This is a genomic window from Variovorax sp. Soil_C_39 (genome assembly GCF_057656815.1).
This window is the reverse complement of sequence record NZ_JBDGJQ010000003.1, coordinates 26805-51831: the sequence shown is the minus strand read 5'-3', so window position 1 is coordinate 51831 and position 25027 is coordinate 26805. Positions and strand designations below refer to the sequence as shown.

Annotated in this window: 24 protein-coding genes; 15 read left to right on the top strand and 9 right to left on the bottom strand. The window is 69.5% G+C overall.

What is annotated here, in order from left to right; genetic code table 11:
* Window positions 1–48 precede the first annotated feature (48 nt).
* Complete coding sequence (locus AC3A6J_RS08060) at window positions 49–651, bottom strand: phenylacetic acid degradation protein PaaY (RefSeq protein WP_487859404.1); 603 nt, start codon at window positions 649–651, stop codon at window positions 49–51.
* A 157-nt stretch (window positions 652–808) separates the two neighbouring features.
* On the opposite strand from AC3A6J_RS08060, the gene AC3A6J_RS08055 reads away from it, so the two are divergent.
* From AC3A6J_RS08055 to AC3A6J_RS07985, 15 genes are all read left to right on the top strand, one after another.
* On the top strand, window positions 809–1612 hold the full coding sequence (locus tag AC3A6J_RS08055; protein ID WP_487859403.1) for an enoyl-CoA hydratase-related protein: 804 nt from the start codon (window positions 809–811) through the stop codon (window positions 1610–1612).
* A gap of 3 nt (window positions 1613–1615) precedes the next feature.
* Window positions 1616–2065: a hydroxyphenylacetyl-CoA thioesterase PaaI gene (paaI, locus tag AC3A6J_RS08050; protein ID WP_487859402.1), complete on the top strand. Its 450-nt coding sequence runs from the start codon at window positions 1616–1618 to the stop codon at window positions 2063–2065.
* A 15-nt stretch (window positions 2066–2080) separates the two neighbouring features.
* Window positions 2081–3400, top strand: a complete 1320-nt coding sequence (paaK, locus tag AC3A6J_RS08045) for a phenylacetate--CoA ligase PaaK (RefSeq protein WP_487859401.1) — start codon at window positions 2081–2083, stop codon at window positions 3398–3400.
* 31 nt (window positions 3401–3431) lie between these two features.
* Window positions 3432–4442, top strand: a complete 1011-nt coding sequence (paaA, locus tag AC3A6J_RS08040) for a 1,2-phenylacetyl-CoA epoxidase subunit PaaA (RefSeq protein ID WP_487859400.1) — start codon at window positions 3432–3434, stop codon at window positions 4440–4442.
* Window positions 4439–4735, top strand: coding sequence for a 1,2-phenylacetyl-CoA epoxidase subunit PaaB (gene paaB / locus AC3A6J_RS08035; RefSeq protein ID WP_487859399.1), 297 nt, complete (start codon window positions 4439–4441; stop codon window positions 4733–4735). Before paaA ends, paaB begins: the two co-directional genes overlap by 4 nt.
* A gap of 8 nt (window positions 4736–4743) precedes the next feature.
* A complete protein-coding gene (paaC, locus tag AC3A6J_RS08030) occupies window positions 4744–5535 on the top strand; it encodes a 1,2-phenylacetyl-CoA epoxidase subunit PaaC (protein ID WP_487859398.1) in 792 nt (263 codons plus the stop codon).
* Window positions 5529–6065 (top strand): 1,2-phenylacetyl-CoA epoxidase subunit PaaD, encoded by a 537-nt coding sequence (gene paaD, locus AC3A6J_RS08025; protein WP_487859397.1) that lies wholly within the window; start codon window positions 5529–5531, stop codon window positions 6063–6065. The genes paaC and paaD overlap by 7 nt, the downstream gene beginning before the upstream one ends.
* Window positions 6066–7160, top strand: a complete 1095-nt coding sequence (paaE, locus tag AC3A6J_RS08020; protein WP_487859396.1) for a 1,2-phenylacetyl-CoA epoxidase subunit PaaE — start codon at window positions 6066–6068, stop codon at window positions 7158–7160.
* A gap of 48 nt (window positions 7161–7208) precedes the next feature.
* Window positions 7209–8357 (top strand): ABC transporter substrate-binding protein, encoded by a 1149-nt coding sequence (locus tag AC3A6J_RS08015; RefSeq protein WP_487859395.1) that lies wholly within the window; start codon window positions 7209–7211, stop codon window positions 8355–8357.
* Window positions 8358–8507: 150 nt separating this feature from the next.
* The gene (locus AC3A6J_RS08010; RefSeq protein ID WP_487859394.1) at window positions 8508–9536 is read left to right on the top strand and encodes a branched-chain amino acid ABC transporter permease; all 1029 of its coding nucleotides are present in this window, start codon (window positions 8508–8510) and stop codon (window positions 9534–9536) included.
* The gene (locus AC3A6J_RS08005) at window positions 9533–11443 is read left to right on the top strand and encodes a branched-chain amino acid ABC transporter ATP-binding protein/permease (RefSeq protein ID WP_487859393.1); all 1911 of its coding nucleotides are present in this window, start codon (window positions 9533–9535) and stop codon (window positions 11441–11443) included. Before AC3A6J_RS08010 ends, AC3A6J_RS08005 begins: the two co-directional genes overlap by 4 nt.
* Window positions 11440–12171, top strand: a complete 732-nt coding sequence (locus AC3A6J_RS08000; RefSeq protein WP_487859392.1) for an ABC transporter ATP-binding protein — start codon at window positions 11440–11442, stop codon at window positions 12169–12171. The genes AC3A6J_RS08005 and AC3A6J_RS08000 overlap by 4 nt, the downstream gene beginning before the upstream one ends.
* A 149-nt stretch (window positions 12172–12320) precedes the next feature.
* The gene (gene paaZ / locus AC3A6J_RS07995) at window positions 12321–14372 is read left to right on the top strand and encodes a phenylacetic acid degradation bifunctional protein PaaZ (RefSeq protein ID WP_487859391.1); all 2052 of its coding nucleotides are present in this window, start codon (window positions 12321–12323) and stop codon (window positions 14370–14372) included.
* A complete protein-coding gene (locus AC3A6J_RS07990; RefSeq protein ID WP_487859390.1) occupies window positions 14372–15130 on the top strand; it encodes an SDR family NAD(P)-dependent oxidoreductase in 759 nt (252 codons plus the stop codon). The genes paaZ and AC3A6J_RS07990 overlap by 1 nt, the downstream gene beginning before the upstream one ends.
* A gap of 30 nt (window positions 15131–15160) precedes the next feature.
* Window positions 15161–15721 carry a methyltransferase family protein gene (locus AC3A6J_RS07985; RefSeq protein WP_487859389.1) on the top strand — a complete coding sequence of 187 codons (561 nt, stop codon included), beginning with the start codon at window positions 15161–15163 and terminating at the stop codon, window positions 15719–15721.
* Here the strand turns inward: AC3A6J_RS07985 and AC3A6J_RS07980 are convergent.
* The 8 genes from AC3A6J_RS07980 to AC3A6J_RS07945 are packed head-to-tail and all read right to left on the bottom strand — an operon-like array spanning window position 15702 to window position 24852.
* The gene (locus tag AC3A6J_RS07980; protein ID WP_487859388.1) at window positions 15702–17195 is read right to left on the bottom strand and encodes an N-acyl-D-amino-acid deacylase family protein; all 1494 of its coding nucleotides are present in this window, start codon (window positions 17193–17195) and stop codon (window positions 15702–15704) included. The genes AC3A6J_RS07985 and AC3A6J_RS07980 overlap by 20 nt on opposite strands.
* On the bottom strand, window positions 17192–18103 hold the full coding sequence (locus tag AC3A6J_RS07975) for a MurR/RpiR family transcriptional regulator (protein ID WP_487859387.1): 912 nt from the start codon (window positions 18101–18103) through the stop codon (window positions 17192–17194). The genes AC3A6J_RS07980 and AC3A6J_RS07975 overlap by 4 nt, the downstream gene beginning before the upstream one ends.
* Before the next feature lie 11 nt (window positions 18104–18114).
* Window positions 18115–19434 (bottom strand): alanine racemase, encoded by a 1320-nt coding sequence (locus tag AC3A6J_RS07970; protein WP_487859386.1) that lies wholly within the window; start codon window positions 19432–19434, stop codon window positions 18115–18117.
* A complete protein-coding gene (locus AC3A6J_RS07965) occupies window positions 19431–20417 on the bottom strand; it encodes an ABC transporter ATP-binding protein (RefSeq protein ID WP_487859385.1) in 987 nt (328 codons plus the stop codon). Before AC3A6J_RS07965 ends, AC3A6J_RS07970 begins: the two co-directional genes overlap by 4 nt.
* Window positions 20414–21451: an ABC transporter ATP-binding protein gene (locus AC3A6J_RS07960; RefSeq protein WP_487859384.1), complete on the bottom strand. Its 1038-nt coding sequence runs from the start codon at window positions 21449–21451 to the stop codon at window positions 20414–20416. The genes AC3A6J_RS07965 and AC3A6J_RS07960 overlap by 4 nt, the downstream gene beginning before the upstream one ends.
* On the bottom strand, window positions 21451–22290 hold the full coding sequence (locus tag AC3A6J_RS07955) for an ABC transporter permease (RefSeq protein WP_487859383.1): 840 nt from the start codon (window positions 22288–22290) through the stop codon (window positions 21451–21453). The genes AC3A6J_RS07960 and AC3A6J_RS07955 overlap by 1 nt, the downstream gene beginning before the upstream one ends.
* Window positions 22291–22293: 3 nt before the next feature.
* Window positions 22294–23235 (bottom strand): ABC transporter permease, encoded by a 942-nt coding sequence (locus tag AC3A6J_RS07950; protein WP_487859382.1) that lies wholly within the window; start codon window positions 23233–23235, stop codon window positions 22294–22296.
* Window positions 23236–23268: 33 nt separating this feature from the next.
* Window positions 23269–24852 carry an ABC transporter substrate-binding protein gene (locus AC3A6J_RS07945; RefSeq protein ID WP_487859381.1) on the bottom strand — a complete coding sequence of 528 codons (1584 nt, stop codon included), beginning with the start codon at window positions 24850–24852 and terminating at the stop codon, window positions 23269–23271.
* Between the last annotated feature and the right edge of the window lie 175 nt (window positions 24853–25027).

The following is a 25027-nucleotide window of genomic DNA, read 5'->3' as shown; positions in this document are numbered from 1 at the left end:
CAAGTGGCTGCGGACAACCCGCGATCTTGCACGATCGAACGCGGCGCCCTAGCCGCGCCGCATCGCGATCAGCGATTGCACGTCGAAGTCGGGCAGCCGCGGCCGGTCAGCCTCGGGGCGCGCGAGCGGTGCCACTTCGCGCAGGCTCGCGAGGCTGCGATCGGTCAGCGCGTGGTAGGTGTGCGTGCCTTCCAGCTTCCAGGCGATCTCCTCGTCGCTGAGCACCTTCTTCACCTTGGCCGGAATGCCCGCCACCAGTGTGCGCGGGGGCACCTTCATGCCGGCCGGCACGAAGGCGCAGGCGGCCACGATCGCCTGCTCGCCGATCTCGGCCTCGTCCATCACTACCGCGTTCATGCCGACCAGCGCATCGCGGCGCACCACGCAGCTGTGCAGGATCGCGCCGTGGCCGATGTGGCCGTTGACCTCCACCACCGTGTCCTGGTCGGGAAAGCCGTGCACGCAGCAGTGGTCCTGCACGTTCGAGCCCTCCTCGAGCACGATGCGGCCGAAGTCGCCGCGCAGGCTCGCGCACGGGCCCACGTAGCAGCGCGGGCCGACGATCACATCGCCGATCAACACGGCGCTCGGATGCACGTAGGCGGTGGGGTCGACCACGGGAATCACGCCGTCGATGGAATAGCTGGGCATTCGGAACGTCTCCTCGGGGTGGAACGGCCGGCTCAGGGTTTGCCCGAGGCCCCGGCGCTTGTGCGGATACCGGGGACGATCCTAAAATCAACCGAACGGTCGGTCAATAGTGTTTGCGCTGCTGGCCGCCCTTCTTGAACAACGGGAGACAAAGCCCATGGCAGAACCTTTGGTTCTCATCGACGATGCCGGCGCCGTCCGCACGCTGCGCCTCAACCGGCCCGCGGCGCTCAACAGCTTCACGACCGAACTGCATGCCGCGCTGATGGCCGCACTCGAAGAGGCGGCCGAGGACACGACGGTGCGCTGCCTCGTGCTCACGGGCGCGGGCCGCGCCTTCTGCGCCGGCCAGGACCTCGCCGATTCCTCGGTGGCGCCCGACCCCGCCCCCGGTGCCGCGCCCAAGGACCTGGGCCATGTCATCGCCACCTTCTATGCCCCGCTGGTCTCGCGCCTCCGCTCGATGCCGGTGCCGGTGGTCGCCGCGGTCAACGGCGTGGCCGCGGGCGCGGGCGCGAACCTCGCGCTGTGCTGCGACCTCGTGGTGGCCGGCCGTTCGGCGAGCTTCATCCAGGCCTTCGCGAAGATCGGCCTCGTGCCCGACACGGGCGGCACCTGGCTGTTGCCGCGGCTCGTCGGTCCGGCGCGCGCGCTGGGCCTCGCGATGCTCGGCGACAAGCTCCCCGCGGAAGAAGCGGCGCGCATCGGGCTGATCTGGCAATGCGTGGACGACGCGGTGCTCGCCGAGACGGCCGCCGCCCTCGCCGCCCGGCTCGCGGCCATGCCGACGCGCGCGCTCGTCGCCACGCGCGAGGCCATGGCCGCCGCCGACGGCCTGCGCCTCGACGAAGCGCTCACCGAGGAAGCCCGCATCCAGCGCGACCTCGGCCATGCCGGCGACTACCGCGAAGGCGTCGAAGCCTTCCGTGCCAAGCGCCTCCCTGTCTTCAAGGACCGCTGAGCCATGAGTGAACCCACACGCACCCCGCAGCAGACCGCCGAGCATGTGCGCGACGGCATGTTCGCCAACGACAACGCGAGCAAGGGCCTGGGCATGCGCATCGTCGAGGTCGGCCCCGGCCAGGCCACGATCGAGATGCGCGTGCGCGCCGACATGCTCAACGGCCACGCCATCTGCCACGGCGGCTTCATGGCCACGCTGGCCGATTCGACCTTTGCCTTCGCCTGCAACTCGTACAACGAACTGACCGTCGCCTCGGGCTTCTCGATCGACTTCATCGCACCGGCACGCGAAGGCGACCTGCTGACCGCGCGCTGCTTCGAAGTCTCGAAGGCCGGCCGCACCGGCGTCTACGACACCGAGATCACCAACCAGCGCGGCGAGCGCATCGCGATGTTCCGCGGCCGTTCGTACACGGCCAAGGGCCGCCCCGCCGTGCCCGCCGCAGCCTGAGGAGAGACGCCCGCCATGACCGCCAGACACCCCGCCCCCGGCGAACTCGAACCGATCGAGACCGCGAGCCGCGACGAGATCACCGCGTTGCAGGTGCAGCGCCTGCGCGCCACGCTGCAGCGCGCCTACGACCACGTGCCGCACTACCGCCGCGCCTTCGATGCCAAGGGCGTGCACCCCGATGACCTGAAAACGCTCGCCGACCTGTCGAAGTTCCCGTTCACGGTGAAGAGCGACCTGCGCGACAACTACCCCTTCGGCATGTTCGCAGTGCCGCGCGAGCAGGTCGCGCGCATCCATGCCTCGTCGGGCACCACCGGCAAGCCGACGGTGGTCGGCTACACGAAGAACGACATCGAGACCTGGGCCGACCTGGTGGCGCGCTCGATCCGCGCCGCGGGCGGGCGGGCCGGCGACATGGTCCACGTGGCCTACGGCTACGGCCTCTTCACCGGCGGCCTCGGCGCGCACTACGGCGCCGAGCGCGCGGGCTGCACCGTCATCCCGATGTCGGGCGGCCAGACCGAGAAGCAGGTGCAGCTGATCCAGGACTTCAAACCCGACATCATCATGGTCACCCCGAGCTACATGCAGGTGATCATCGAGCAGTTCGAGCGCCAGGGCCTGGACGCGAAGGACAGTTCGCTGCGCATCGGCATCTTCGGTGCCGAGCCATGGACCGAGGCGATGCGCCGCGACATCGAGGCCAAGGCCGGCATCGACGCGGTCGACATCTACGGACTCTCGGAGGTGATGGGCCCCGGCGTGGCGAGCGAATGCGTCGAAAGCAAGGACGGCCCGGTGATCTGGGAAGACCACTTCTACCCCGAGATCATCGACCCCGACACCGGCGAACTCAAGGCCGACGGCGAGGAAGGCGAGCTGGTCTTCACCTCGCTCAGCAAGGAGGCGATGCCGATCGTGCGCTACCGCACGCGCGACCTCACGCGCCTTTTGCCGCCCACCTCGCGCGCCTTCCGCCGCATGGGCAAGATCGTCGGGCGCAGCGACGACATGATGATCATCCGCGGCGTCAACGTCTTTCCCACGCAGGTGGAGGAGATCGTGCTGGCGCAAGGCCGGCTCTCCGGCCTCTACCAGGTGCACGTGCGCCGCGAGGGGCTGCTCGACGAGGTCGAGGTGCACTGCGAGCTCGAGCACCGCAACGCGAGCGTGGCGCAAGCCGAACGCGACGCCATCGCCAGCTGGGTGCAGGACCGCGTGAAGACGCTGGTCGGCATCTCGACGACGGTGCGCGTCTTCGACCCCGATTCGATCGAACGCACGCAGACCGGCAAGGCCCGGCGGGTGGTCGACACCCGTCCCCGGGGCTGATTTCCACCACACCGTTTCAAAGGACACGCACATGTACACCCAGGCCATGGACACCATGGGCAAGGACGCGGCAGACGGCAAGAAGAAAGCCGTGCGTTCCGCCCAGGAGATGCAGCGCGAAGAAGGCTTCGAGGCGCGCATCGATGCCGGCGAATTCATCGAGGCGAAAGACTGGATGCCCGAGCATTACCGCAAGACGTTGGTGCGCCAGATCAGCCAGCATGCCCACTCCGAGATCGTCGGCATGCTGCCCGAAGGCAACTGGATCAGCCGCGCGCCCACGCTCAAGCGCAAGGCCATCCTGCTCGCCAAGGTGCAGGACGAAGGCGGTCATGGCCTTTACCTGTATGCCGCGGCCGAGACGCTCGGCACCTCGCGCGACCAGATGTTCGACGCGCTGCACAGCGGCCGCGCCAAGTACAGCTCGATCTTCAACTACCCCACGCTGAGCTGGGCCGACATGGGCACCATCGGCTGGCTGGTCGATGGCGCGGCCATCATGAACCAGGTGCCGATCTGCCGCTGCTCCTATGCGCCCTATGCGCGCGCCATGGTCCGCATCTGCCGAGAGGAGAGCTTCCACCAGCGCCAGGGCTTCGAGTCGCTGCTGACGATGATGACGCACGGCACCGACGCGCAGAAGGCGATGGTGCAGGACGCCGTCAACCGCTGGTGGTGGCCCTCGATCATGATGTTCGGTCCGCCCGACGACCAGTCGCCCAACAGCGCGCAGTCGATGCGCTGGGGCATCAAGCGCGTCAGCAACGACGAGCTGCGCCAGAAGTTCATCGACGCCGCGGTCGAGCAAGCGCGCATCCTCGGCGTGACGCTGCCCGACCCCGACCTGAAGTGGAACGAAGAACGCCAGGCGCACGACTTCGGCGCCATCGACTGGAGCGAGTTCTGGCGCGTGGTGGGCGGCGACGGCCCGTGCAACCGCGAGCGCCTGCAGGCCCGCGTCGACGCCTGGGAAGACGGCGCATGGGTGCGCGAAGCCGCGCTGGCCCACGCCGCCAAGCAACCGATGAAGGAAGCCGCATGAACGCCGACGCCAAGCAAGAGTGGCCGCTGTGGGAAGTCTTCGTGCGCAGCAAGGCCGGCCTCGACCACAAGCACTGCGGCAGCCTGCACGCCGCCGACCCGAAGATGGCGATCCAGATGGCGCGCGATGTCTACACGCGCCGCCAGGAAGGCAGCAGCATCTGGGTGGTGCGCTCCGACCAGATCGTGGCGAGCGATCCGGGCGAGAAGGACATGTACTTCGACCCCGCCGAAGACAAGGTGTACCGGCATCCGACCTTCTACGCGCTGCCCAAGTCGGTCGACCACATGTGAGCGCCGCCATGCAAGCATCGATCGAACTGAACCGGACACCCGCCGTGCAGTACCTGCTGCGCATCGGCGACACCTGCCTTGTGCTCGCGCAGCGGCTCGGCGAATGGTGCGGCCACGCGCCCGTGCTGGAGGAAGACATCGCGATGGCCAACATCGCGCTCGACCTCGTGGGCCAGGCGCGCGCGCTGCTCACGCACGCGGGCACCCTCGAGGCTTCCGGTGGAGAAGAGGGCCGCGCGCATGACGAGGACCAGCTCGCCTACCTTCGCGACGAGCGCGACTACTTCAACCTCACGCTCGTCGAGCTGCCGCGCGGCGACTTCGCCTTCACCGTGGTGCGCAACACCATGGTCGCCACCTTGCTCAAGCTGCTGTGGCAGCGCCTCGCAACATCGAACGATGCCGAGGTGGCCGCCATCGCCGGCAAGGCGCTGAAAGAGGCGCGCTACCACCAGCAGCACTCGGCCGACTGGGTGGTCCGCCTCGGCGGCGGCACCGACGAATCGCGCCGCCGCACCGAAAAGGCCTTGAAGCAGCTCTGGCTCTACATGCCCGAACTGTTCGAAAGCGACGAGGTCGATGCCGCAGCCAGCGCGAGCGGCCTCGGCCCCGCATGGAGCGAACTGCGCGCGCCCTGGCTCGCGGAGATGCAGCAGGTGCTCGACGGCGCAGGCCTCGCGATGCCGGCCGAAGCCGCCTTCCGCAGCACCGGCAAGCGGGGGGTGCACAGCGAGCACATGGGCTACCTTCTGGCCGAGATGCAGCACCTGCAGCGCGCCTATCCCGGAGGCGTGTGGTGACGGCGAACGCACTGGCCGCCTCGCGCGTGGACGCGGCCTGGGCCGTGCTGCACGGCGTGCCCGATCCGGAGGTGCCGGCGGTCTCGGTCTGCGACCTCGGCATCGTGCGCGAGGTCATCGAGCATGACGACGGCCTCGAGATCGTGCTGACGCCGACCTACTCCGGCTGCCCCGCCACCGAGGCCATCGAACACGACGTGCTGGCCGCCATCGCCGGGGCCGGGCTCGGCCCGGCGCGCGCCACATTGCGCCGCGCACCCGCATGGTCGAGCGACTGGATCAGCGACGAAGGGCGAACGAAGCTCAAGGCCTACGGCATCGCACCGCCTGCGCACCTCTCGGCCGAAGCCGCCGCCGGCACCGCGGTACCGATCCGCCTCTTCGGCCGCATCGCGGGCGAACGCATCGCCTGCCCACGCTGCGAGAGCGAGCGTACCGAACGTCTCTCGGCCTTCGGCTCGACCGCCTGCAAGGCGCTGTACCGCTGCCTCGCCTGCCAAGAACCCTTCGAACACTTCAAGCCGATCTAGATGAGCACCCTTTTCCACCCCTTGCGCGTGAAGGCGGTCGAACCCGACACCGCCGAGGCCGTGATCGTCTCGTTCGACGTGCCGCCCGCGCTGCGCGAGGTCTTCGGCTTCACGCAGGGGCAGTACCTCACGCTGCGCCGCGAGATCGACGGCCAGGACCTGCGTCGCTCGTACTCGATCTGTGCCGGCCTCGACGACGGCGAACTTCGCGTGGGCGTGCGCAAGGTGCGCGGCGGCGTGTTCTCGAACTGGATCAACGCGCACCTGCAGCCCGGCGACACGGTGCAGGTGATGGCGCCGCAGGGCCGCTTCTTCGTGCCGATCGAACCCGGCGCCGCACGGCACCACGTCGGCATCGCGGGCGGCAGCGGCATCACGCCGATCCTGTCGATCATGAAGACCGTGCTGGCGCGCGAGCCCCGAAGCCGCTTCACGCTGGTCTACGGCAACCGGCAGCTGCAGTCCACGATGTTCAAGGAAGAGATCGAGGACCTGAAGAACCGATGGATGACGCGGCTCGTGCTGCACCATGTGTTTTCCGACGAGCAGACCGATTCACCGCTCGGCAGCGGTGTGATGGACCGCGCGAAGATCGGCGACTTCCTGCGCACCGTGGTGCCGGCGCACGGCATCGACCATGCGTATGTCTGCGGCCCGTTCCAGATGAACGACGAGGCCGAGGCGGCGCTGCTGGCGGCCGGCGTGCCCGAGGACCGCATCCACATCGAGCGATTCGGCGTCGCGATGCCCTCGGCGGGCGCGGGCGCACAGGTCGGTGCCGTGGTGCACGAAGCGCTGCCGGGCGACGCGAGGCAGGCGCGCGTGACGATCGTGCGCGACGGCCTGCAACGCGAGATCACCTTCACCGAAGGACAACCGAGCATCCTCGATGCGGCATCGGCCGCCGGGCTCGAGGTGCCCTTCTCGTGCACCTCGGGCGTGTGCGGGACCTGCCGCGCCAAGTGCGTGGAGGGGGAAGTCCGCATGGAAAGGAACTTCGCGCTCGACAAGAATGAAGTCGCCGCAGGCTTCGTGCTGACCTGCCAGGCCCATCCGCTGACCGAGCGCGTCACGCTGTCGTTCGACGAACGATAAGAAAAACCATCACCCCTCACCCATCGACAACACCGGAGACAACCACCCATGAAATTCTTCTTCAAACCCCTGCTGATCGCCGCGCTCTGCGCCACCGCCGCTGCCGCCTGGGCCGACGTCAACGTCGGCGTCACGCTTTCGGCCACCGGCCCGGCCGCGTCCCTCGGCATTCCCGAGAAGAACACCATCGCACTGATGCCCAAGACCATCGGGGGCCAAAAGATCAACTACATCGTGCTCGACGATGCGTCGGACACCACGGCGGCCGTGGCCAACACCCGCAAGCTCATCGCCGAGAACAAGGTCGACATCGTGCTCGGCTCCACCACCACGCCCAACTCGCTCGCGATGATCGACGTGGTCGCCGAGGCGAAGACGCCGATGATCTCCATCGCCGCCTCGGCGCGCATCGTCGAGCCGATGGACGACAAGAAGAAGTGGGTCTTCAAGACGCCGCAGAACGACATCATGATGTCGCTTGCGATCGCCGAGCACATGGCGGCCAGCGGCGTGAAGACCGTGGCCTTCATCGGCTTCTCCGACGCCTACGGCGAAGGCTGGTCACAGGAGTTCGCGAAGGCCGCCGAGCTGAAGAAGCTCAAGGTCGTCGCCAACGAGCGCTACGCGCGCACCGACACCTCGGTCACCGGTCAGGCGCTGAAGATCATGGCGACGAAGGCCGATGCGGTGCTCGTCGCCGGCTCGGGCACGCCGGCCGCGCTGCCGCAGAAGACGCTCAAGGAGCGCGGCTACACCGGCAAGATGTACCAGACGCACGGCGTGGCCAACGCCGACTTCCTGCGCGTGGGCGGCAAGGACGTCGAAGGCACCTTCCTGCCCGCGGGCCCGGTGCTGGTGGCCGAGCAGCTGCCGGCCAGCCACCCGGTGAAGAAGTCGGCGCTCGCCTATGTGAGCGCCTACGAGGCCGCGAACGGCAAGAACTCGGTCTCGACCTTCGGCGCGCATGCCTGGGACGCGGGCCTCCTGATGACGGCAGCCGTGCCGGTCGCGCTCAAGAAGGCGCAACCCGGCACGCCGGAGTTCCGCGCGGCGCTGCGCGATGCGCTCGAGCAGGTCAAGGAAGTGTCGGGCGCGCATGGCGTGTTCAGCATGACCGAGAAGGACCACCTGGGCCTCGACCAGCGCGCGCGCGTGATGGTCAAGATCGAGAACGGCGCCTGGAAATTCCAGCCCTGATGATTTGCTCCCTCCCCCGCTGGGGGAGGGCTGGGGTGGGGGCACGGCGGCATTGAACGCCGCGCAACCGCAAGTGCCGCGCCTGCCCCCATCCCCGCCTTCCCCCAAAGGGGGAAGGAGCAACACACCGATTTCCGAAGGTTTTCTTCCATGGATTTTCAGATCGCCCTGCTGCTCGGGCAGGACGGCATCGTGAACGGCGCCGTCTACGGATTGATGGCGCTCGCGTTGGTGCTGGTGTTCTCGGTCACGCGCGTGATCTTCATCCCGCAGGGCGAGTTCGTCGCCTTCGGCGCCTTGTCGATGGCGATGCTGCAGGCGGGCAGTGTGCCGGCCACGCTGTGGCTGCTGGTCGCGCTCGCGGCCATGGTGCTGGTGGTGGAAGCCTGGCGCTGGAAGCGCGGCGCGCTGGTCGAGTGGGGCTCCACGCTGGCCTGGTGCGTGGTGCTGCCGGCCGCGGCCTGCGCGCTCGTGCTCGGGCTGCGCCCGACCTCGATGGCCGCACAGGCTCTGACCACGCTGGTGCTGATCGCGCCGCTCGGACCGCTGCTCTACCGGCTGGCCTACCGGCCGCTGGCCGACGCCAGCGTGCTGATGCTGCTGATCGTCTCGGTCGCGCTGCACGGGGTGCTGGTGGGCCTGGGCCTGCTGTTCTTCGGCGCCGAGGGCTACCGCACCACCGCCTTCTCTGACGCGCGCTTCGACATCGGCGGCATTCCGGTCAGCGGCCAGTCGCTTGTCGTGGTCGGCATCACGCTGCTGCTGGTGATCGCCATGTTCCTCTTCTTCGGCCGCTCGATGGTCGGCAAGGCACTGCGCGCGACCGCGATCAACCGCGTCGGCGCGCGCCTGTCGGGCATTCCCACGGGGCTCTCGGGTGACCTGAGCTTCGCGCTCGCAGCGCTCATCGGCGCGGTGTCGGGCCTCTTGATCGCGCCGCTCACCACGGTGTACTACGACACCGGCTTCCTGATCGGCCTGAAGGGCTTCGTCGCGGCCATCGTGGGCGGGCTTGCGAGCTATCCGCTGGCGCTTGCGGGCGCACTGCTGGTCGGCCAGCTCGAAGCCTTCGCCTCGTTCTGGGCCAGCCCGTACAAGGAGGTACTCGTCTTCACGCTGATCATCCCCGTGCTGTGGTGGCGCTCACTGCACAGCCACCATGTGGAGGACGAGGAATGAACCGCACCGCATCTTCCAACGCCACTGCCGACGCTGCGGCGGCACCCGTGCGCCCGCCGCTGGTCACGCCGCGCCAGCTCACGCTCGCCTTCGTGGTGGCGCTCGCGCTGGCCTGGGGCTTCCTGCCGGACTTCACGGTCTCGGTGCTCAGCAACATAGGGCTCTATGCGCTGGTCGCGACCGGCCTGGTGCTGCTGACCGGCGTGGGCGGCATGACCTCGTTCGGGCAGGCCGCCTTCGTCGGCATGGGCGCGTATGCCACCGCCTGGATCTGCACCTCGCCGATGGTCGCCGCATGGCTGGGCGGCTTCGCCGACTCCGCGCTGCTGCCCTGGGCCGGGCTGCTGCTGGGCCTGGTGCTGACCTTCGCGCTCGCCTGGGCGCTCGGCGCGGTCACGCTCAAGCTGCAGGGCCACTACCTGCCGCTCGGCACCATCGCCTGGGGCCTGAGCCTCTATTACCTGTTCGGCAACATGGGGTTCCTCGGTGGCCAGACCGGCATCACGGGCGTGCCGCCGCTGGTCGTCGCGGGCTTCTCGTTCGCCTCGCCGCGCGCGCTCGGCGTGGTGATCTGGGCCGTGCTGCTGCTCGCGCTCTGGGCCATGCACAACCTGCTCGATTCGCGCGAAGGGCGCGCCATCCGCGCGCTCAAGGGCGGGCGGCTGATGGCCGAGTCGATGGGCGTCGACACCGCGCGGCACCGCATCAAGCTCTTCGTGCTCGCGGCGCTGCTGGCCGCCGTGTCGGGCTGGCTCTATGCGCACCTGCAGCGCTTCGTCAACCCGACGCCGTTCAACCTCAACATCGGCATCGAGCTGCTGTTCATGGCGGTGGTGGGCGGCGCGGGCCACCTGTGGGGCGCGGTGCTCGGCGCCGCGCTCATCACGCTGCTGAAGGAGAAGCTGCAGGACGTTCTGCCTTCGCTGCTCGGCACCAGCGGCAACTTCGAGGTGATCGTGTTCGGCCTGCTGATGCTGTTCGTGCTGCAGCGCTTCGCCGACGGGCTCTGGCCCACGCTGGCGCGCCTGTCGCACCGCTGGGTGCGCGAGAAGCCCCGCAGGGGCGGCGCGCAGCCGACGGTGGTTGCCGCGCAGCAGCTCGCGCAACGCACGCTGCCCGCCGCCGGTACCGTGCTGCTGGAGGCCAACGAGGTCAGCAAGCGCTTCGGCGGCCTGGTGGCGAACGACGCGATCTCCATGACGCTGAAGGCCGGCGAGATCCATGCGCTCATCGGCCCGAACGGCGCCGGCAAGAGCACGTTCTTCAACATGGTCTCCGGCGTCGACGACCCGAGCGCGGGCGGCGTGCGGCTCGCGGGCCAGCCGATGACCGGGAAGCCTTCGCGCGCCTTTGCCGCGCTGGGCCTGGGCCGCACCTTCCAGCATGTGCGGCTGCTGGGGCAGCGCAGCGTGGTGGAGAACGTGGCGCTCGGCGCCCACTTGCGCGCGCGCCGCGGCTGGCTCTCCGCCATGGTGCGGCTGGACCGCACCGAAGAAGCTGCGCTGCTCGCCGAGGCCCGCCGCCAGATCGAACGCTGCGGCCTCGGCGGCCATGCGGATGCGCCGGCCGCCTCGCTCTCGCTGGGGCAGCAGCGCGTGGTCGAGATCGCGCGAGCGCTCGCGGGCCAGCCCTCGGTGCTGCTGCTCGACGAGCCAGCCGCGGGCCTGCGCCATCTCGAGAAGCGCGCGCTCTCCGACCTGCTCGGCCAATTGCGCGCTGAAGGCCTCGGCATCCTGGTGGTGGAACACGACATGGAATTCGTCATGAACCTGGCCGACCGCGTGACGGTGCTCGAATTCGGCACCGTGATCGCGACCGGCACGCCCGCCGAGGTGCAGGCCGATCCGCGCGTGCTCGAGGCCTACCTCGGCAGTGCCGACGACGACCTGCAGGAGGCCGTGCGATGAGCGCCCCGATTCTCCAACTCGACGGCTTCTGTGTCGCCTACCGCACCGTCGAGGCGGTGCACGGCGTGCGGCTGCAGGTCAACGAAGGCGAGATCGTCACCGTGATCGGGCCCAACGGCGCCGGCAAGACCACGCTGCTGTGCGCGGCCATGGGCATGCTGCCTTCCACCGGCACGCTGCGCCTGAGCGGCGAAACCATCGCACGCCCGAGCGTCGAGGCGATGGTGGCGCGCGGCGTCGCGCTGGTGCCCGAGAAGCGCGAGCTGTTCGGCGAGATGTCGGTCGAGGACAACCTGCTGCTCGGCGGCTTCTACCGCTGGCGCAAGGGCCAGCGCGACCAGCGCGCGCGCATGGAGGAAGTGTTCGAGATCTTCCCGCGCCTGCGCGAGCGGCGCCCGCAGATGGCCTCGACGCTGTCGGGCGGCGAGCGCCAGATGCTCGCCATCGGCCGCGCGCTGATGGCGCGGCCGCGGCTCCTGATGCTCGACGAGCCCTCGCTCGGCCTCGCGCCGCTGGTGGTGCGCGAGGTGCTGCGCGTGGTGTCGCAACTGCGCAGCCACGGCGTCTCGGTGCTGCTGGTGGAACAGAACGCACGTGCCGCGCTGCAGGTGGCCGACCGCGCCTACGTGCTCGAGATGGGCGCCGTGGCGCTCGAAGGCGATGCCCGCGAGCTGCTGCACGACCCGCGGATCATCGAGACGTACCTGGGCATCGGAAAGAAGCACTGACCGTTTTTTCTCCCTCCCCCGCTGGGGGAGGGTTGGGGTGGGGGCACGACGGCGTTCGACGAAGCGCTGAGTTCGGAACAAGCGCCGCCAGCCCCCATCCCAACCTTCCCCCGGAGGGGGAAGGAGCCAGACCTCGAAAGGACATCGACATGACCACACTCCAAAGCTACATCGCCGGCCGCTGGATCGGCAACCAGAGCGCGCAGTTGCTGCGCAGCGCCGTCAACGGCCGCCCCGTGGCGAGCACGCACGCCGAGGCGATCGACTTCGCCGAGGCGCTGCAGCACGCGCGGCGCACCGGCCTCCCCGCGCTCATGAAGCTCGACTTCCAACAGCGCGCCGAGCGCCTCAAGGCCCTGGCCAAGTACCTCGCCGCGAACAAGGAAACGCTCTACGCGATCTCGGCCCACACGGGTGCCACGCGCACCGACAGCTGGATCGACATCGAAGGCGGTGCCGGCACGCTGAGCGCGTACGCCGGCATCGGCACCAACGAGCTGCCCTCGGGCAACCTCGTGCACGAGGGCCCGGCGTTTCCGCTCGGCAAGAAGGGTGGCTTTGCCGGCACGCACATCCTGGTGCCGCGCGGCGGCGTCGCAGTGCACATCAACGCCTTCAACTTCCCGGTTTGGGGCCTGCTCGAGAAATTCGCGCCGAGCTTCCTCGCGGGCATGCCCTGCATCGGCAAGCCGGCCACCGCCACCAGCTTCGTCACCGAGGCGCTGATGCGGCTGATCGTGCAGTCGGGCATCCTGCCCGAGGGCAGCCTGCAGCTCGTGGTCGGCAGCACCGGCGACCTGCTCGACCGGCTGCTGGAGCCCGACGTGGTCACCTTCACCGGCTCGGCCGACACCGCCGCGAAGCTGCGCGTGCATCCGAACCTCGTCGCCCGTTCGATCCCCTTCACCGCCGAGGCCGATTCGCTCAACTGCGCGATCCTCGCGCCCGACGTGACGCCCGACGACGAGGAGTTCGATCTCTTCGTGAAGGAGGTGGCGCGCGAGATGACCATCAAGGCCGGCCAGAAGTGCACCGCGATCCGCCGCGCGATCGTGCCGCGCCAACACCTCGACGCGGTGGCCGAGCGCCTGCGCGCGCGGCTCGCCAAGACGGTCATCGGCGACCCCGCGCGTGAAGAGGTGCGCATGGGCGCGCTGGCCTCGCATGCGCAGCAGGCCGACGTGGCCGCGCGCGTGGCCATGCTGCTGGAAGGCGCCGAGCTGGTCTACGGCGAACGCGACGGCTTCGCGCCGCTCGGCGACGGCGTGGCCGAAGGCGCCTTCTTCGCGCCCACCCTGCTGCTGAGCCGCAAGCCGCTCGAACACGACGCGGCGCACGAGGTCGAGGCCTTCGGCCCGGTCAGCACACTGATGCCCTATGACGGCATCGACGAGGCACTGGCGCTGGCCGCGCGCGGACGCGGCAGCCTCGTGGGCACGCTGGTCACGCGCGACCCCGCCATGGCCGCCCGCGCGATTCCGGTGGCCGCCGCATGGCACGGCCGGCTGCTCGTGCTCGACCGCGAAGCCGCGGCAGAATCGACCGGCCACGGCTCGCCGCTGCCGCAGCTCAAGCATGGCGGACCGGGCCGCGCGGGCGGCGGCGAGGAGCTCGGCGGCCTGCGCGCCGTCAAGCACTACCTGCAGCGCGCCGCGGTGCAGGGCTCGCCCACCATGCTCTCGGCCGTGACCGGCGAGCATGTGCGCGGCGCCGCCGTGCGCGAGAGCGAGGTGCATCCGTTCCGGCGCCACTTCGAGGAACTGCAGATCGGCGACTCGCTGCTCACCCACCGCCGCACCGTGGGCGAAGCCGACATCGTGGCGTTCGGCGGCATCTCGGGCGACTACTTCTACATGCACTTCGACGAGGTCGCGGCGCGGCAGTCGCCGTTCGGCAAGCGCATCGCGCATGGCTACTTCGTGCTGTCGGCCGCGGCCGGGCTGTTCGTCTCTCCGTCGCCGGGCCCGGTGCTCGCCAACTACGGCCTCGACACGCTGCGCTTCGTCAAGCCGGTGGGCATCGGCGACACCATCCAGGCGCGCCTGACCTGCAAGCGCAAGATCGACCGCCGGAAGAAAGACGCCAGCGGCCAAGGCCATGGCGTGGTGGCGTGGGACGTGGAGGTGACCAACCAGGACGGCGAGCTGGTCGCGAGCTACGATATCCTGACCCTCGTCTCCAAGAAAGCGGAAGCCCCCTGATGTTCGATCTCACCGGAAAAACAGCGCTCGTCACCGGCGGCAACGGCGGCATCGGCCTCGGCATGGCCGAAGGCCTGGCCAAGGCCGGCGCGCGCGTCGTCGTCGCGGCGCGCAATGCCGCCAAGTCGGCCGCCGCGGTCGAAAGGCTGCGGGCACTCGGCAGCGACAGCTTCGCCCTCGAAGTCGACGTGCGCGACGAGGCCTCGGTGCAGCAGGCCATCGATGAAGCCGCGGCACGCTGCGGGCGGCTCGACATCCTGCTCAACAACGCGGGCACCACGGTGCGCAAGCCCGTCGACCAGCTCTCGCTGGCCGAATGGAACCAGGTGCTCGACACCAACCTCACGAGCGCGTTCCTCTGCAGCCGCGCCGCGCACCCGCACCTTCAGCGCGCCGGCGGCGGCAAGGTCATCAACATCGGCTCGATGATGTCGATCTTCGGCGCACCCTACGCGCCGGCCTATGCGGCCAGCAAGGCCGGCATCGTGCAGCTCACCAAGTCGACCGCGCTCTCGTGGGCAGCCGACAACATCCAGGTCAACGCCATCCTGCCGGGCTGGTTCGAGACCGAACTGACCGACGGTGCGCGAACGCTGATCCCCACGCTCTACGACCGCGTGGTGGCCCGCACCGCCGCCGGCCGCTGGGGCCAGCCGGCCGACATCGCCGGCACCGCCGTGTTCCTCGCGAGCCAAGCCTCCAACTACGTCACGGGCACGGCCATTCCGGTCGACGGCGGGTTCTCCATATCTGGCTGAAGGGCGGCGGTCCGTGTAGATTCGGCCGCCATGCTCTTCTGGTTCCAGATCCTTCTCTTCGTCGCCGGCTCCGCCGCGCTGGTGTACGTCTCGCGCGGGCCGCTGCGCCAGCCGGGCTCGCACGGGTTCTACCGCTTCTTCGCGTGGGAATGCATGCTGGTTCTCATCATCGTGAACCTGCCGGTCTGGCATGCCAACCCGTCATCGCCAGTGCAGATCGTGTCGAGCCTGATGTTCGTCGTGTCGATCTGGCTGCCGATCCACGCCGTCCGGCGGCTCAAGGCCGATGGCAAGCCGACCGAGGCGCGCGGCGACGACCCCGCCTTGTACGCCTTCGAGAAGACCTCGTCGATCGTCAGCACCGGCGCCTTCCGCTACATCCGCCACCCGATGTACACCGCGCTGATGCTGCTGGCCTGGGGCGCGTTCCTCAAGCAGTTCACCTGGCTCACGCTCGCGCTGGTGCTGGCCGCCACGGTGCTGCTGGTACTGACGGCGCTCAGCGACGAGAAGGAATGCCTCGCGCATTTCGGCGAGGCGTACCGCGACTACATGGGGCGCACGCGGCGGTTCATTCCGTTCGTGGTTTAGCGGCGCGCGTCAGCATGCGCCCCGCGCGCGCGATCACGCGCGCCTCGCCCGCATCGCCGCGGTAGGCAAGAACGCCGTTCACATACACCCGCTCGATCCCCAGGCTCACGCCGTGCGGCTTGTCGTAGGTCGCGGTGTCGGCGATGGTCTCGGGGTCGAACACCACCACGTCGGCCATCGCGCCCGCCCGCAGCAGGCCGCGGTCGGCGATGCGCAGGTTGCGCGCGGTCATGCCGGTCATCTTGTGCACCGCCTGCTCGAGCGTGAAGAGGCGCCGCTCGCGCCAGTAGCGCGCGAACACGCGCGGGAACGCGCCCCACAACCGCGGATGCGGATGGCGGTCGTGCGGCAGGCCGTCGCTGCCGATCATGGTGAGCGGATGCGCGATCACGCGCTCCACGTCTTCTTCCTGCATCTGGAAATAGCAGGCGCCACCGGGCTTCAGGCGCACGGCGGCTTCCTGCTCGCTCACGCCCCACTCGCGCGCGATGTCGGCCACGAGCCGGCCGGTCATCTCGGGGTGCGGGTCGGACCAGGTGAGCAGCACGTCGATGACGCCGTCGACGAGGTCCTCGCGCAGCACGGTGGAGCCCGCAACGTAGGGATAGGCGTCCATCGCGATCTGCTGCCGCTGGGCCAGCGCTTCGATCAGCGGCAGCGTTTCCTTGGTGCGGCCCCAGTTGGCGGGACCGGCGCACTTGTGGTGCGAGATGACCAGCGGCACGCCGGCGTCGAAGGCCGTGTCGCCAGCTTCGTGCAACGCCTCGATGATCTGCTGCATCTCGCTGCGCAGGTGCGTGGCGTACACGCCGCCGTGGCGTGCGACGACACGTGCGAGCGCGGTCACTTCCTCGGCCGGTGCGGCAAAGGCCTCTTCGTAGAAGAGCCCCGACGACATCCCGTGCGCCCCTTCGGCCATGCAGTCGTCGAGCAGCGCCGCCATGCGCGCGAGTTCGTCGTCCGTCGCGGCCCGGTCGAGCGCGGCCATGGCCGCGAAGCGCAAGGTCGTGTGACCCACGAGCGCCGCCACGTTGAGCGCGGGTTGCGCCGCATCGACCGCAGCGCGGTAGGCGGCCATGCTCGCATGCCGGAACGAGTCGGCGCCGAGCAGCGTGAGGGGCGGCAACGACTGCGGCGTGCGGTAGGGCGCGAGCGAGATGCCGCAATTGCCGGTGACCACCGTAGTGATGCCCTGCGAGAGCTTGGGCAGGCACAGCGGATCGCGCAGCACGATCGCATCGTCGTGCGTGTGCGCATCGATGAAGCCCGGCGCGATCACCCTGGCGCGGCAGTCGACCACGTCGAGGTCGCAGAGCGAAAGGCCCATCGGGAGCCGCTCGCGCAGGCCTTCGCCGAGTGCGACGATGCGGTCGGCCGAGAGCAGCACGTCGCCGGTCCATGCGGGGCCGCCCGCGCCGTCGACCACCAGGCCGGCCTCGAGCAGCACGGGCCTCTGCGCGGTGCCCGTCGTCATGCCGCGGCGTCCTTCGGATGGATGCCGCCGCCGTCCCAGCTCTGCAGCGGATGGGTGCTGGCATCGATGCCGTGGCGCTGGAAGGCCTCGCGCGCGCGCTGCAGCCGCTGCACGGCCGGCTCGCCGCGGCGCTGCGCCACCAGCACCGTGAGGATCTCGATCGCGGTGAGGTGCGTCAGGTAGGCGTCGATGCCGACGTGCATCACCGCGTCGTCGGGCACCGAGAGGCCGAGCAGGAAGTCGGCCCTGGCGGCGAGCGCGGTGCCCGGCCGCGTGAGCGCGACCACTTTGGCGCCCTGCCCGCGTGCGATGTCGACCGCGTCGAGCAGCGAGGGCATGCCGCCCACGTGCGAGATCGCGATCACCACGCCGCCGGGACGCTGCGCCGCGCCGGCCACCTGCTGCAGGTGGTAGTCGGCCCAGGCGTTGGCCGAGAGGCCGAGGCGGAACAGCCGCGCCTGCAGGTCGTTGGCCATGAACCACGAGGTGGCGCCCGCGCCATACAGGTCGACGTGCGGTGCGGCGGCGATGGCGGCCACGGCGCCGTCGAGCACCTGCATGTCGAGCTGGCTGCGCACGCCCGAGACCGAGGCCGCGGCGCTGCGCGCGATCTTGGAGACCACCTCGTCGGCCGCGTCCTCGATGTTCACGCGCCGATGCAGCGGCGAACCGCCGAGCGCGAGGTCCTGCGCCAGCGCGAGCTTGAATTCGCGCAGGCCGGCAAAGCCGAGGTCGCGGCAGGTGCGCATGATGGTCGGCACCGAGCTGCCCGAGCGCGCGGCCAGCGATTCGAAGCTTTCCTCGAGCACCCGATCGGGGTCCTCGAGGATCAGGTCGAGGATCGCGCGGCGCGTGGCCGGCGCGCCGGTGCGGGTCTGCGCGATCTTCTGGAGCAGCGAGGGCGTCATCGGTGCGCGCTTCAAAAGTGCATCGCCACCGCGTCGCTGACGCGGTAGTCGTTCTCGACGATGGGCATCCAGTGCCATTTATCGAAGGTGGTGCACGGGTGCGAGATGCCGAGGCCGACGCGGTCGCCGACGGCCGGCGCCAGCGCCTCCTCGGCGGCGTCCCAGCGCAGGTAGGCGTGCTGGTCGTTCAGGGCGGTGATCTTCCATCCGGTGGGCACCGGCTCGGCGACCCGCGCGCCGCGCGCCGCGCGCGCGATCGGCACCGGCATCGAGAGGTCGAAGGAAATGTCGCGCTTGCCGACGGCAAGAATCGCGAGGCCCGCCTCGGGCCGCGACTGCACCGTGGCCCAGACTTCCATCGCGGGCACCAGGCTCTCGTCGCAGCCGCAGCCCAGGCGCTCGTCGACCGCGCTCACCATGCGCTTGTAGAAGCCATGGTCGTGCGTCACGTAGCAGCCCGAGCGCAGCAGGCCGCGCACCGGTGCGCCGAGCGCCGGCTTGAGCCGCCCCGCCACGAGATCGAAGATGGCCGAGCCGCCGGCCGACACCAGCACCTCGTCGGCCTCGAACAGGCCCTGCGTGTCGCAGTGGCGCGCAATGGCTTCAACGCGGTCCATCAGCGCGTTGGCGTAGGCGGCATCGGGTTCGCTGGCACCGGTGGCGCCCTGCCCTTCGTAGGTCTCGATGCCCACGAGCTTGACGGCATCGCTGGCGCGCAGCCGCGTGGCGAGCGCGACCGCTTCGTCGTGCGTGCGGCAGCCGGTGCGCGCACCCTCGACGCCGATCTCGAGCATCACCTCGAACGGCACGCTCTCGGTGTGGCGCGTCGACCAGTCTTCGACGAGTGCCAGCTGCGCGAGCGAATCGACCAGGAACACCACGCGCAGGTCGGCGTGGGCGGCAAGCAGCAGCTGGATGCCGGCGAGGTCTTCGTCGCCGACCACCTGGTTCGCGATCAGCGTGCGGCGTGCGCCCGCGGCCACGCCCACGGCAAGCTGCGTGACGGTGGCGAAGGTCAGGCCCCAGGCGCCGGCATCGAGCTGGCGCCGGAACAGCTGCGGCGACATGGTGGTCTTGCCGTGCGGCGCGAGGTCGATGCCCCATTCGCGCACGCGGGCCTGCATCCATGCCAGGTTGTGTTCGAGCGCTTCGCGCCGCAGCACGGCCAGCGGCAGCGGCAGGTCGCCCGCGAGCACGTTCCATCCGGCCGCGCCGACTTCGCTGCGGCGGCGCGGCGGCTGGGTGCGCGGATAGCCCTTGAAGCCGCTGCCGAGCAGCGGATCGTCGAAATCGTCGGCAGGGGCGGCGGTGGCGGCGGAGGTCATGGTCATGCAGCGATGTTGGAAAGCAGCTCCCGGCGGATGCAGGCGCTGTAGTGTCCGTTGGAAACCTCTTCGAGCGGCGGCACGGTGCGGGCGCAGGCGTCGATCGCATGCGGGCAGCGGGTGCGGAACACGCAGCCCGACGGCGGTGCGATCGGGCTCGGGATGTCGCCCTTGAGCGCGACGTGCAGGGTCGGCGTGTCGGGGTCGGGCCGCGGGCTCGCGGCCAGCAGCGCCTGCGTGTAGGGATGTGCCGGCCGGGCGAAGAGCTCGTCGGTGGTGGCCACTTCCATCACCTTGCCGAGGTACAGCACCACCACGCGGTCGCACAGGTACTCGACCACGTCGAGGTCGTGCGAGATGAAGAGCATCGTGAGGCCGAGCCGTTCGCGCAGGTCGGCCAGCAGGTTGATCACCTGCGACTGGATCGACACGTCGAGCGCCGACAGCGGCTCGTCGGCCACGATGAACTCGGGCTCGACCGCGAGCGCGCGCGCCACGCCGATGCGCTGGCGCTGCCCGCCCGAGAACTCGTGCGGAAAGCGGCTCGCATGCTCGGCGCGCAGGCCCACGGTCTCGAGCAGTTCGGCAATGCGCCGCTCGCGGGCCTCTTTGCCCTTGTGCAGGCCGTGCGTGGCGAGCGCCTCGCCGAGGATGGCGCCGATGCGCATCTTCGGATTGAGGCTTGCATACGGGTCTTGAAAAATGATCTGCAGCTTGCTGCGCAGCCGGCGCATGCGCTCGCCCGAGAGCGTGCCGATGTCGTCGCCGCGGTAGAGAACCTGGCCCGCGGTGCGCTCGACCAGCCGCAGCACGGTGCGGCCGATGGTGCTCTTGCCCGATCCCGATTCGCCGACCAGGCCCAGCGTCTCACCGGGCTGGATCGCGAACGACACGTCGTCGACTGCGCGCACGGGGCGGTCGCCGCTGCCGAAGTACTTCTTGAGCCCGCGGACTTCGATGAGGGGGGAAGCGGAGAGTGCGGTGGTCATGCGAGCCTCGCGAGCCGTACGTCGGGCTGCACGCGAATGCAGCGTGCCTGGCGCGCCGGCCGGATGTCGATCAGCGGCGGCACGGCCGACCGGCAGGCCGCCTCCGCATGGTCGCAGCGCGGCTCGAAGGCGCAGCCCGGCGGCGGCGCGAGCGGGCTCGAAACCTGCCCGCGTATCGCGTACAGCCGCTTCGGCCGGGGCTGGCCCGCCGCGCGCGCCTTGCCCGGCAGGCAGGCGAGGAGCCCCTGCGTGTAGGGATGGCCCGGCTGCGCGAACAGCGGCCGCACGGGCGCGCTCTCGACCACGCGGCCCGCGTACATCACGGCCACGTCGTCGGCATGGTGCGCAACCACGCCGAGGTTGTGCGTGATGAACAGGATGCTCATGCCGGTCTCGGCCTGGAGCCGGCGCATGAGCGCGAGGATCTGCGCCTGGATCGTCACGTCGAGCGCGGTGGTGGGCTCGTCGGCGATCAGCAGCGTCGGGTCGCAGGCCATCGCGAGCGCGATCATCACGCGCTGGCGCATGCCGCCCGAGAGCTGGTGCGGGTACTCGTGCAGTCGCTGCGCCGCGGCCGGGATCTCCACCAGTTCGAGCATGCGCAGCGCATGCGCGAGCGCGGCCTTGCGGTCGAGCCCTTTGTGCAGCCGCACGCTCTCGGCGATCTGCTCGCCGATGGTGAACACCGGGTTGAGGCTGGTCATCGGCTCCTGGAAGATCATCGCCAGCTGGTTGCCGCGCAGCGAGCGCATCTCGCGCTCGTCGATCTGCAGCAGGTCGCGCGTCTGGCCTTCGCGCGTCACGAACGATGCGCTGCCGCTGACCTGCGCGTTGGCGGTCTTCGGCAGCAGGCGCATCAGCGTGAGGCTGGTGACCGACTTGCCCGAGCCCGATTCGCCGACCAGCGCGGTGGTCCGGCCGGGCCGGATCGAGAAGCTCACCTCGGCCACGGAACGCACCAGGCCGTCCTCGGTGGGAAAGCTGGTGCTCAGGTTGCTGACCGTGAGACGGGGGATGTCGTTCGCGTTCGTCATCACGAGGTTTTCTTGAGCTTGGGGTCGAGCAGGTCGCGCACGCCGTCGCCGAGCAGCTGCAGCGAGAGCGCCGTGAGGATGATCGCCAGCCCCGGGAACAGCACCACCCAGAAGGCCTGGTGCGCGTACTGCTGGCTGCCCGCGACCATGGTGCCCCAGGTCGGTATCTCGGGCGGCACGCCGACGCCGAGGAACGACAGCCCCGCCTCGGCCAGGATGGCGTAGGCGAAGATGAACGAGACCTGCACCAGGATCGGCGACATCAGGTTGGGCAGGATGTGGCGCCACAGGATGCGCGAGGTGCGCACGCCGAGCGCGCGCACCGCCTCGACGAACAGCAGCTCGCGCACCACCAGCGTCGAGGCGCGCACCACACGTGCCACGCGCGGCGTGTAGACCAGCACCAGCGCGAGCACGGTGTTGAGCAGCGAGGGCCCGAGGATCGCCACCAGCGCGATCGCCAGCAGGATGTCGGGGAAGGACATCATCGCGTCGACCACGCGCATCAGCGGCGCGTCGAGCCGGCGGAAGAAGCCGGCCGCGAGGCCCAGCGCCGTGCCCGCGACCACCGCGCCGATCGCCGTGAGCGCCGCGATGGCGAGCGAATAGCGCGCGCCGTGGAGGATGCGCGAATACATGTCGCGGCCGAGCTCGTCGGTGCCGAGCAGGTGTTCGGCGCCCGGCGCCTTCAGCCGCTGCAGCACGGCGGTGTCGTTGGGATCGATGGAAGCGAACAGCGGCGCGCCGACCGCGAGCACCGCGATCGCCAGCAGCACGAGCGCGGACAGCATCACGATGCGGCGGTGCATCAGCTGGCGGAGCATTCGGGGCATGCGCATCGTTCAGACCTTCACGCGCGGATCGACCACTGCATACAGCAGGTCGATCGAGAAATTGATGAGCACGTAGATCGCGGCAATCACGAGCAGCGCACCCTGGATCACCGGGTAGTCGCGCCGCAGCACGGCGTTCACCACCAGGTTGCCCACGCCCGGCAGGCCGAACACGGTTTCGGTGACGACGGCGCCGCCGATCATCAGCGCGACCGTGAGGCCGATCACCGTGACGATCGGCACCAGCGCGTTGCGCAGCGCATGCTTGAGCACGACCACGCTTTCGCTGAGCCCCTTGGAGCGCGCGGTGCGCACGTAGTCCTCGCCGAGCACGTCGAGCATCGAGGCGCGCGTGAAGCGGATGATGAGCGCCGAGTTCAGCAGGCCCAGCACCGCTGCCGGCAGCACCAGCGCATGCAGGCGTTCGGCGAGCGGCGCATCGGGCGCGCCGTAGCCCGAGACCGGGAACCAGCCGAACGAGACCGCGAACACCTGGATCATCACGATGCCGAGCCAGAAGCTCGGGATGCTCGCGCCGAGCATCGCGATGCCGGTGAAGAGCTGGTCGACCATGCGGCCGCGGAACACCGCCGAGACGATGCCGCAGGGCACGCCGATCGACGCCGCGATCGCCACCGCCATCAGCGCGAGCAGCGTGGTCGGCTCGGCCCGCTCCCAGAGCGCCTGTGCCACCGGGCGTTGCAGGAAGATCGAGGTGCCGAGGTTGCCCTGCAGCACTTCGCGCAGCCAGTAGCCGAACTGCACCGGCAGGGGCTTGTCGAGGCCGTAGTCCTTCTGCACGCGCGCGATGTCCGCCGCGGTGGCCTGGTCGCCCAGCAGCACCGAGACCGGGTCGCCCGAGGCGGCGCGCGTGAGCACGAAGACGAGCACCGCGACGATGGCAAGCACGACCAGCATGCCGGCGGCGCGGGAGGCGATGTAGCGGATCATTGGAGGGAGGGTCGCGTCGGATGCCGAGGGCGCCTACTTGATCCGGGCGTTCCAGAAGAACGGCCAGGTCGCGGGCTGGTAGTTGTCGAGCGCCGGGCTCTTCGCGGAGAGGCCGTTGAACTTGCCGACGTTGATGTACGGCACTTCTTCGTAGACCACCTGCTGCACCTTGCCCCACAGCGCGGCACGCTTGGCCGGGTCGCTCTCGGTGTTGAAGGCGGTGAGCGCGGCCTTCTTGGCGGGCGTGTCCCACCAGCCGGGTGCGCCGTCGCCGAGTTGCGGGGGCGAGAGCATTGGCTCGGGGAACTGGCCCGAATGCGTGACGTAGATGTCCCAGAGCTTGGGGTCGTTGCGGCGCTGCACCAGCGTGGCCCAGTCGACCACGTTGAGGTCGACCTTGAAGCCCGCGCGCTTGAGCTGCTCGGCCATCAGGAGCGACATGTTGTAGTGGAAGTCGTACTGGCGGCTCGTGAGCACGCGGATCGGCTCGCCCTTGTAGCCGGCCTTGGCCGCGGCCTCCTTGGCCTTGGGTGCGTTGCGCTCGTTGTAGCGTGCGGTGCCTTCCGTCGAATAGAACGGCGAGCCCTTCGGGAAGTGATTGCCTTCCGCCACGAAGAAGCGCGTGTCGCCGAAGCCGGCCGCGAGCATCTCGCCTTCGCCGAGCGCCGACTGGATCGCCTGGCGCACCGCCTGGTTGGCGGCCACGCCCTCCTTGGTGTTGAGCACCAGGTACGGAAAGCCGAACGCGGGCGTCATGATCGGCACGGTCTTGCCGCCCGACTTCTCGAGCCGCGGCAGCGCCTCGACCGGCAGCAGGTCGGCATAGTCGTACTGGCCCGCCAGCGCACCCTCGACGCGCGTGCTGGCATTGGGCACGGGCACGAAGCGCAGCTCCTCGATCGCGGCCTCGCGCTTGCCACCGTAGCCGCTCGCGGGCTCCTTGCGCGCGCTGTACTTGTCGAAGCGCGTGAGCAGCACGAACTGGTCGGGCCGGCGCTCCTTGAACCGGAAGGGGCCGGTGCCGACGAAGTCCTTGAGCGGCGAGGTGATCGAGTCCTTGGCCATGATCGCCGCCATGCCGCTCGGCAGCGCGAATTGCGACAGCAGCGGCGCATACGGCGCCTTGAGCACGATCTCGACATTGAGCGGGCCCTTGGCCTTGAGGCTCTCGATCTCCTTGCCGACGGCCTTGCCGCGCGGCGACTGGTCCATCCAGCGCTGCAGGCTCGCCACCACGTCGTCGGCGTTGAGCTCGCGGCCGCTGTGCAGCATCACCCCTTTGCGCAAGGTAATGGCGTAGGTCTTGCCGTCGGCCGAGATCTTCGGCATGGCCTCGGCGAGCATCGGCACCACGTTCCACTTGCCGTCGAAGGTGTAGAGCGTCTCGTAGACGTGCTGCATGATGGTTCCGACCAGGTCCGCGGTCGACGCCATCGGATCGAGCGTCTGCGGCTCGGCCACCATCGCCAGCGTGGCGTGGTTGCGCGGCCCTTGCGCGTTGGCCGGCGTGTGGGGCAGCGCGCAGAGCAGCGCAAGCAGCAGTGAAGCGCCGAGCAGGCTGCGCCGGGACGGCATCGGGCGCGGCAGGCGGGCTGCGGAAAGACCGGCGTGGGGCATGGAAACTCCTTCGTGGACGGACAGGTTTTGAAAGAAATTTTCTTTCTTTCCCGCACTTTGAAGCAGTGTTCATGCCTATTCATCCGTGAAAACCCTTTCTTTTCACGTTTGATGAAATAGATTTTCAGATTGGTTGGATACTGCGGCCTGCGATTTTTCTTTCCACCGACCCCTG

Excerpts from the sequence above, each read along its gene's own strand:
- AC3A6J_RS08060 (WP_487859404.1), bottom strand. The coding sequence starts at position 651 with ATGCCCAGCTATTCCATCGACGGCGTGATTCCCGTGGTCGACCCCACC.
- AC3A6J_RS08055 (WP_487859403.1), top strand. The coding sequence starts at position 809 with ATGGCAGAACCTTTGGTTCTCATCGACGATGCCGGCGCCGTCCGCACG.
- paaI (WP_487859402.1), top strand. The coding sequence starts at position 1,616 with ATGAGTGAACCCACACGCACCCCGCAGCAGACCGCCGAGCATGTGCGC.
- paaK (WP_487859401.1), top strand. The coding sequence starts at position 2,081 with ATGACCGCCAGACACCCCGCCCCCGGCGAACTCGAACCGATCGAGACC.
- paaA (WP_487859400.1), top strand. The coding sequence starts at position 3,432 with ATGTACACCCAGGCCATGGACACCATGGGCAAGGACGCGGCAGACGGC.
- paaB (WP_487859399.1), top strand. The coding sequence starts at position 4,439 with ATGAACGCCGACGCCAAGCAAGAGTGGCCGCTGTGGGAAGTCTTCGTG.
- paaC (WP_487859398.1), top strand. The coding sequence starts at position 4,744 with ATGCAAGCATCGATCGAACTGAACCGGACACCCGCCGTGCAGTACCTG.
- paaE (WP_487859396.1), top strand. The coding sequence starts at position 6,066 with ATGAGCACCCTTTTCCACCCCTTGCGCGTGAAGGCGGTCGAACCCGAC.
- AC3A6J_RS08015 (WP_487859395.1), top strand. The coding sequence starts at position 7,209 with ATGAAATTCTTCTTCAAACCCCTGCTGATCGCCGCGCTCTGCGCCACC.
- AC3A6J_RS08010 (WP_487859394.1), top strand. The coding sequence starts at position 8,508 with ATGGATTTTCAGATCGCCCTGCTGCTCGGGCAGGACGGCATCGTGAAC.
- AC3A6J_RS08005 (WP_487859393.1), top strand. The coding sequence starts at position 9,533 with ATGAACCGCACCGCATCTTCCAACGCCACTGCCGACGCTGCGGCGGCA.
- AC3A6J_RS08000 (WP_487859392.1), top strand. The coding sequence starts at position 11,440 with ATGAGCGCCCCGATTCTCCAACTCGACGGCTTCTGTGTCGCCTACCGC.
- paaZ (WP_487859391.1), top strand. The coding sequence starts at position 12,321 with ATGACCACACTCCAAAGCTACATCGCCGGCCGCTGGATCGGCAACCAG.
- AC3A6J_RS07990 (WP_487859390.1), top strand. The coding sequence starts at position 14,372 with ATGTTCGATCTCACCGGAAAAACAGCGCTCGTCACCGGCGGCAACGGC.
- AC3A6J_RS07985 (WP_487859389.1), top strand. The coding sequence starts at position 15,161 with ATGCTCTTCTGGTTCCAGATCCTTCTCTTCGTCGCCGGCTCCGCCGCG.
- AC3A6J_RS07980 (WP_487859388.1), bottom strand. The coding sequence starts at position 17,195 with ATGACGACGGGCACCGCGCAGAGGCCCGTGCTGCTCGAGGCCGGCCTG.
- AC3A6J_RS07975 (WP_487859387.1), bottom strand. The coding sequence starts at position 18,103 with ATGACGCCCTCGCTGCTCCAGAAGATCGCGCAGACCCGCACCGGCGCG.
- AC3A6J_RS07970 (WP_487859386.1), bottom strand. The coding sequence starts at position 19,434 with ATGACCATGACCTCCGCCGCCACCGCCGCCCCTGCCGACGATTTCGAC.
- AC3A6J_RS07965 (WP_487859385.1), bottom strand. The coding sequence starts at position 20,417 with ATGACCACCGCACTCTCCGCTTCCCCCCTCATCGAAGTCCGCGGGCTC.
- AC3A6J_RS07960 (WP_487859384.1), bottom strand. The coding sequence starts at position 21,451 with ATGACGAACGCGAACGACATCCCCCGTCTCACGGTCAGCAACCTGAGC.
- AC3A6J_RS07955 (WP_487859383.1), bottom strand. The coding sequence starts at position 22,290 with ATGCGCATGCCCCGAATGCTCCGCCAGCTGATGCACCGCCGCATCGTG.
- AC3A6J_RS07950 (WP_487859382.1), bottom strand. The coding sequence starts at position 23,235 with ATGATCCGCTACATCGCCTCCCGCGCCGCCGGCATGCTGGTCGTGCTT.
- AC3A6J_RS07945 (WP_487859381.1), bottom strand. The coding sequence starts at position 24,852 with ATGCCCCACGCCGGTCTTTCCGCAGCCCGCCTGCCGCGCCCGATGCCG.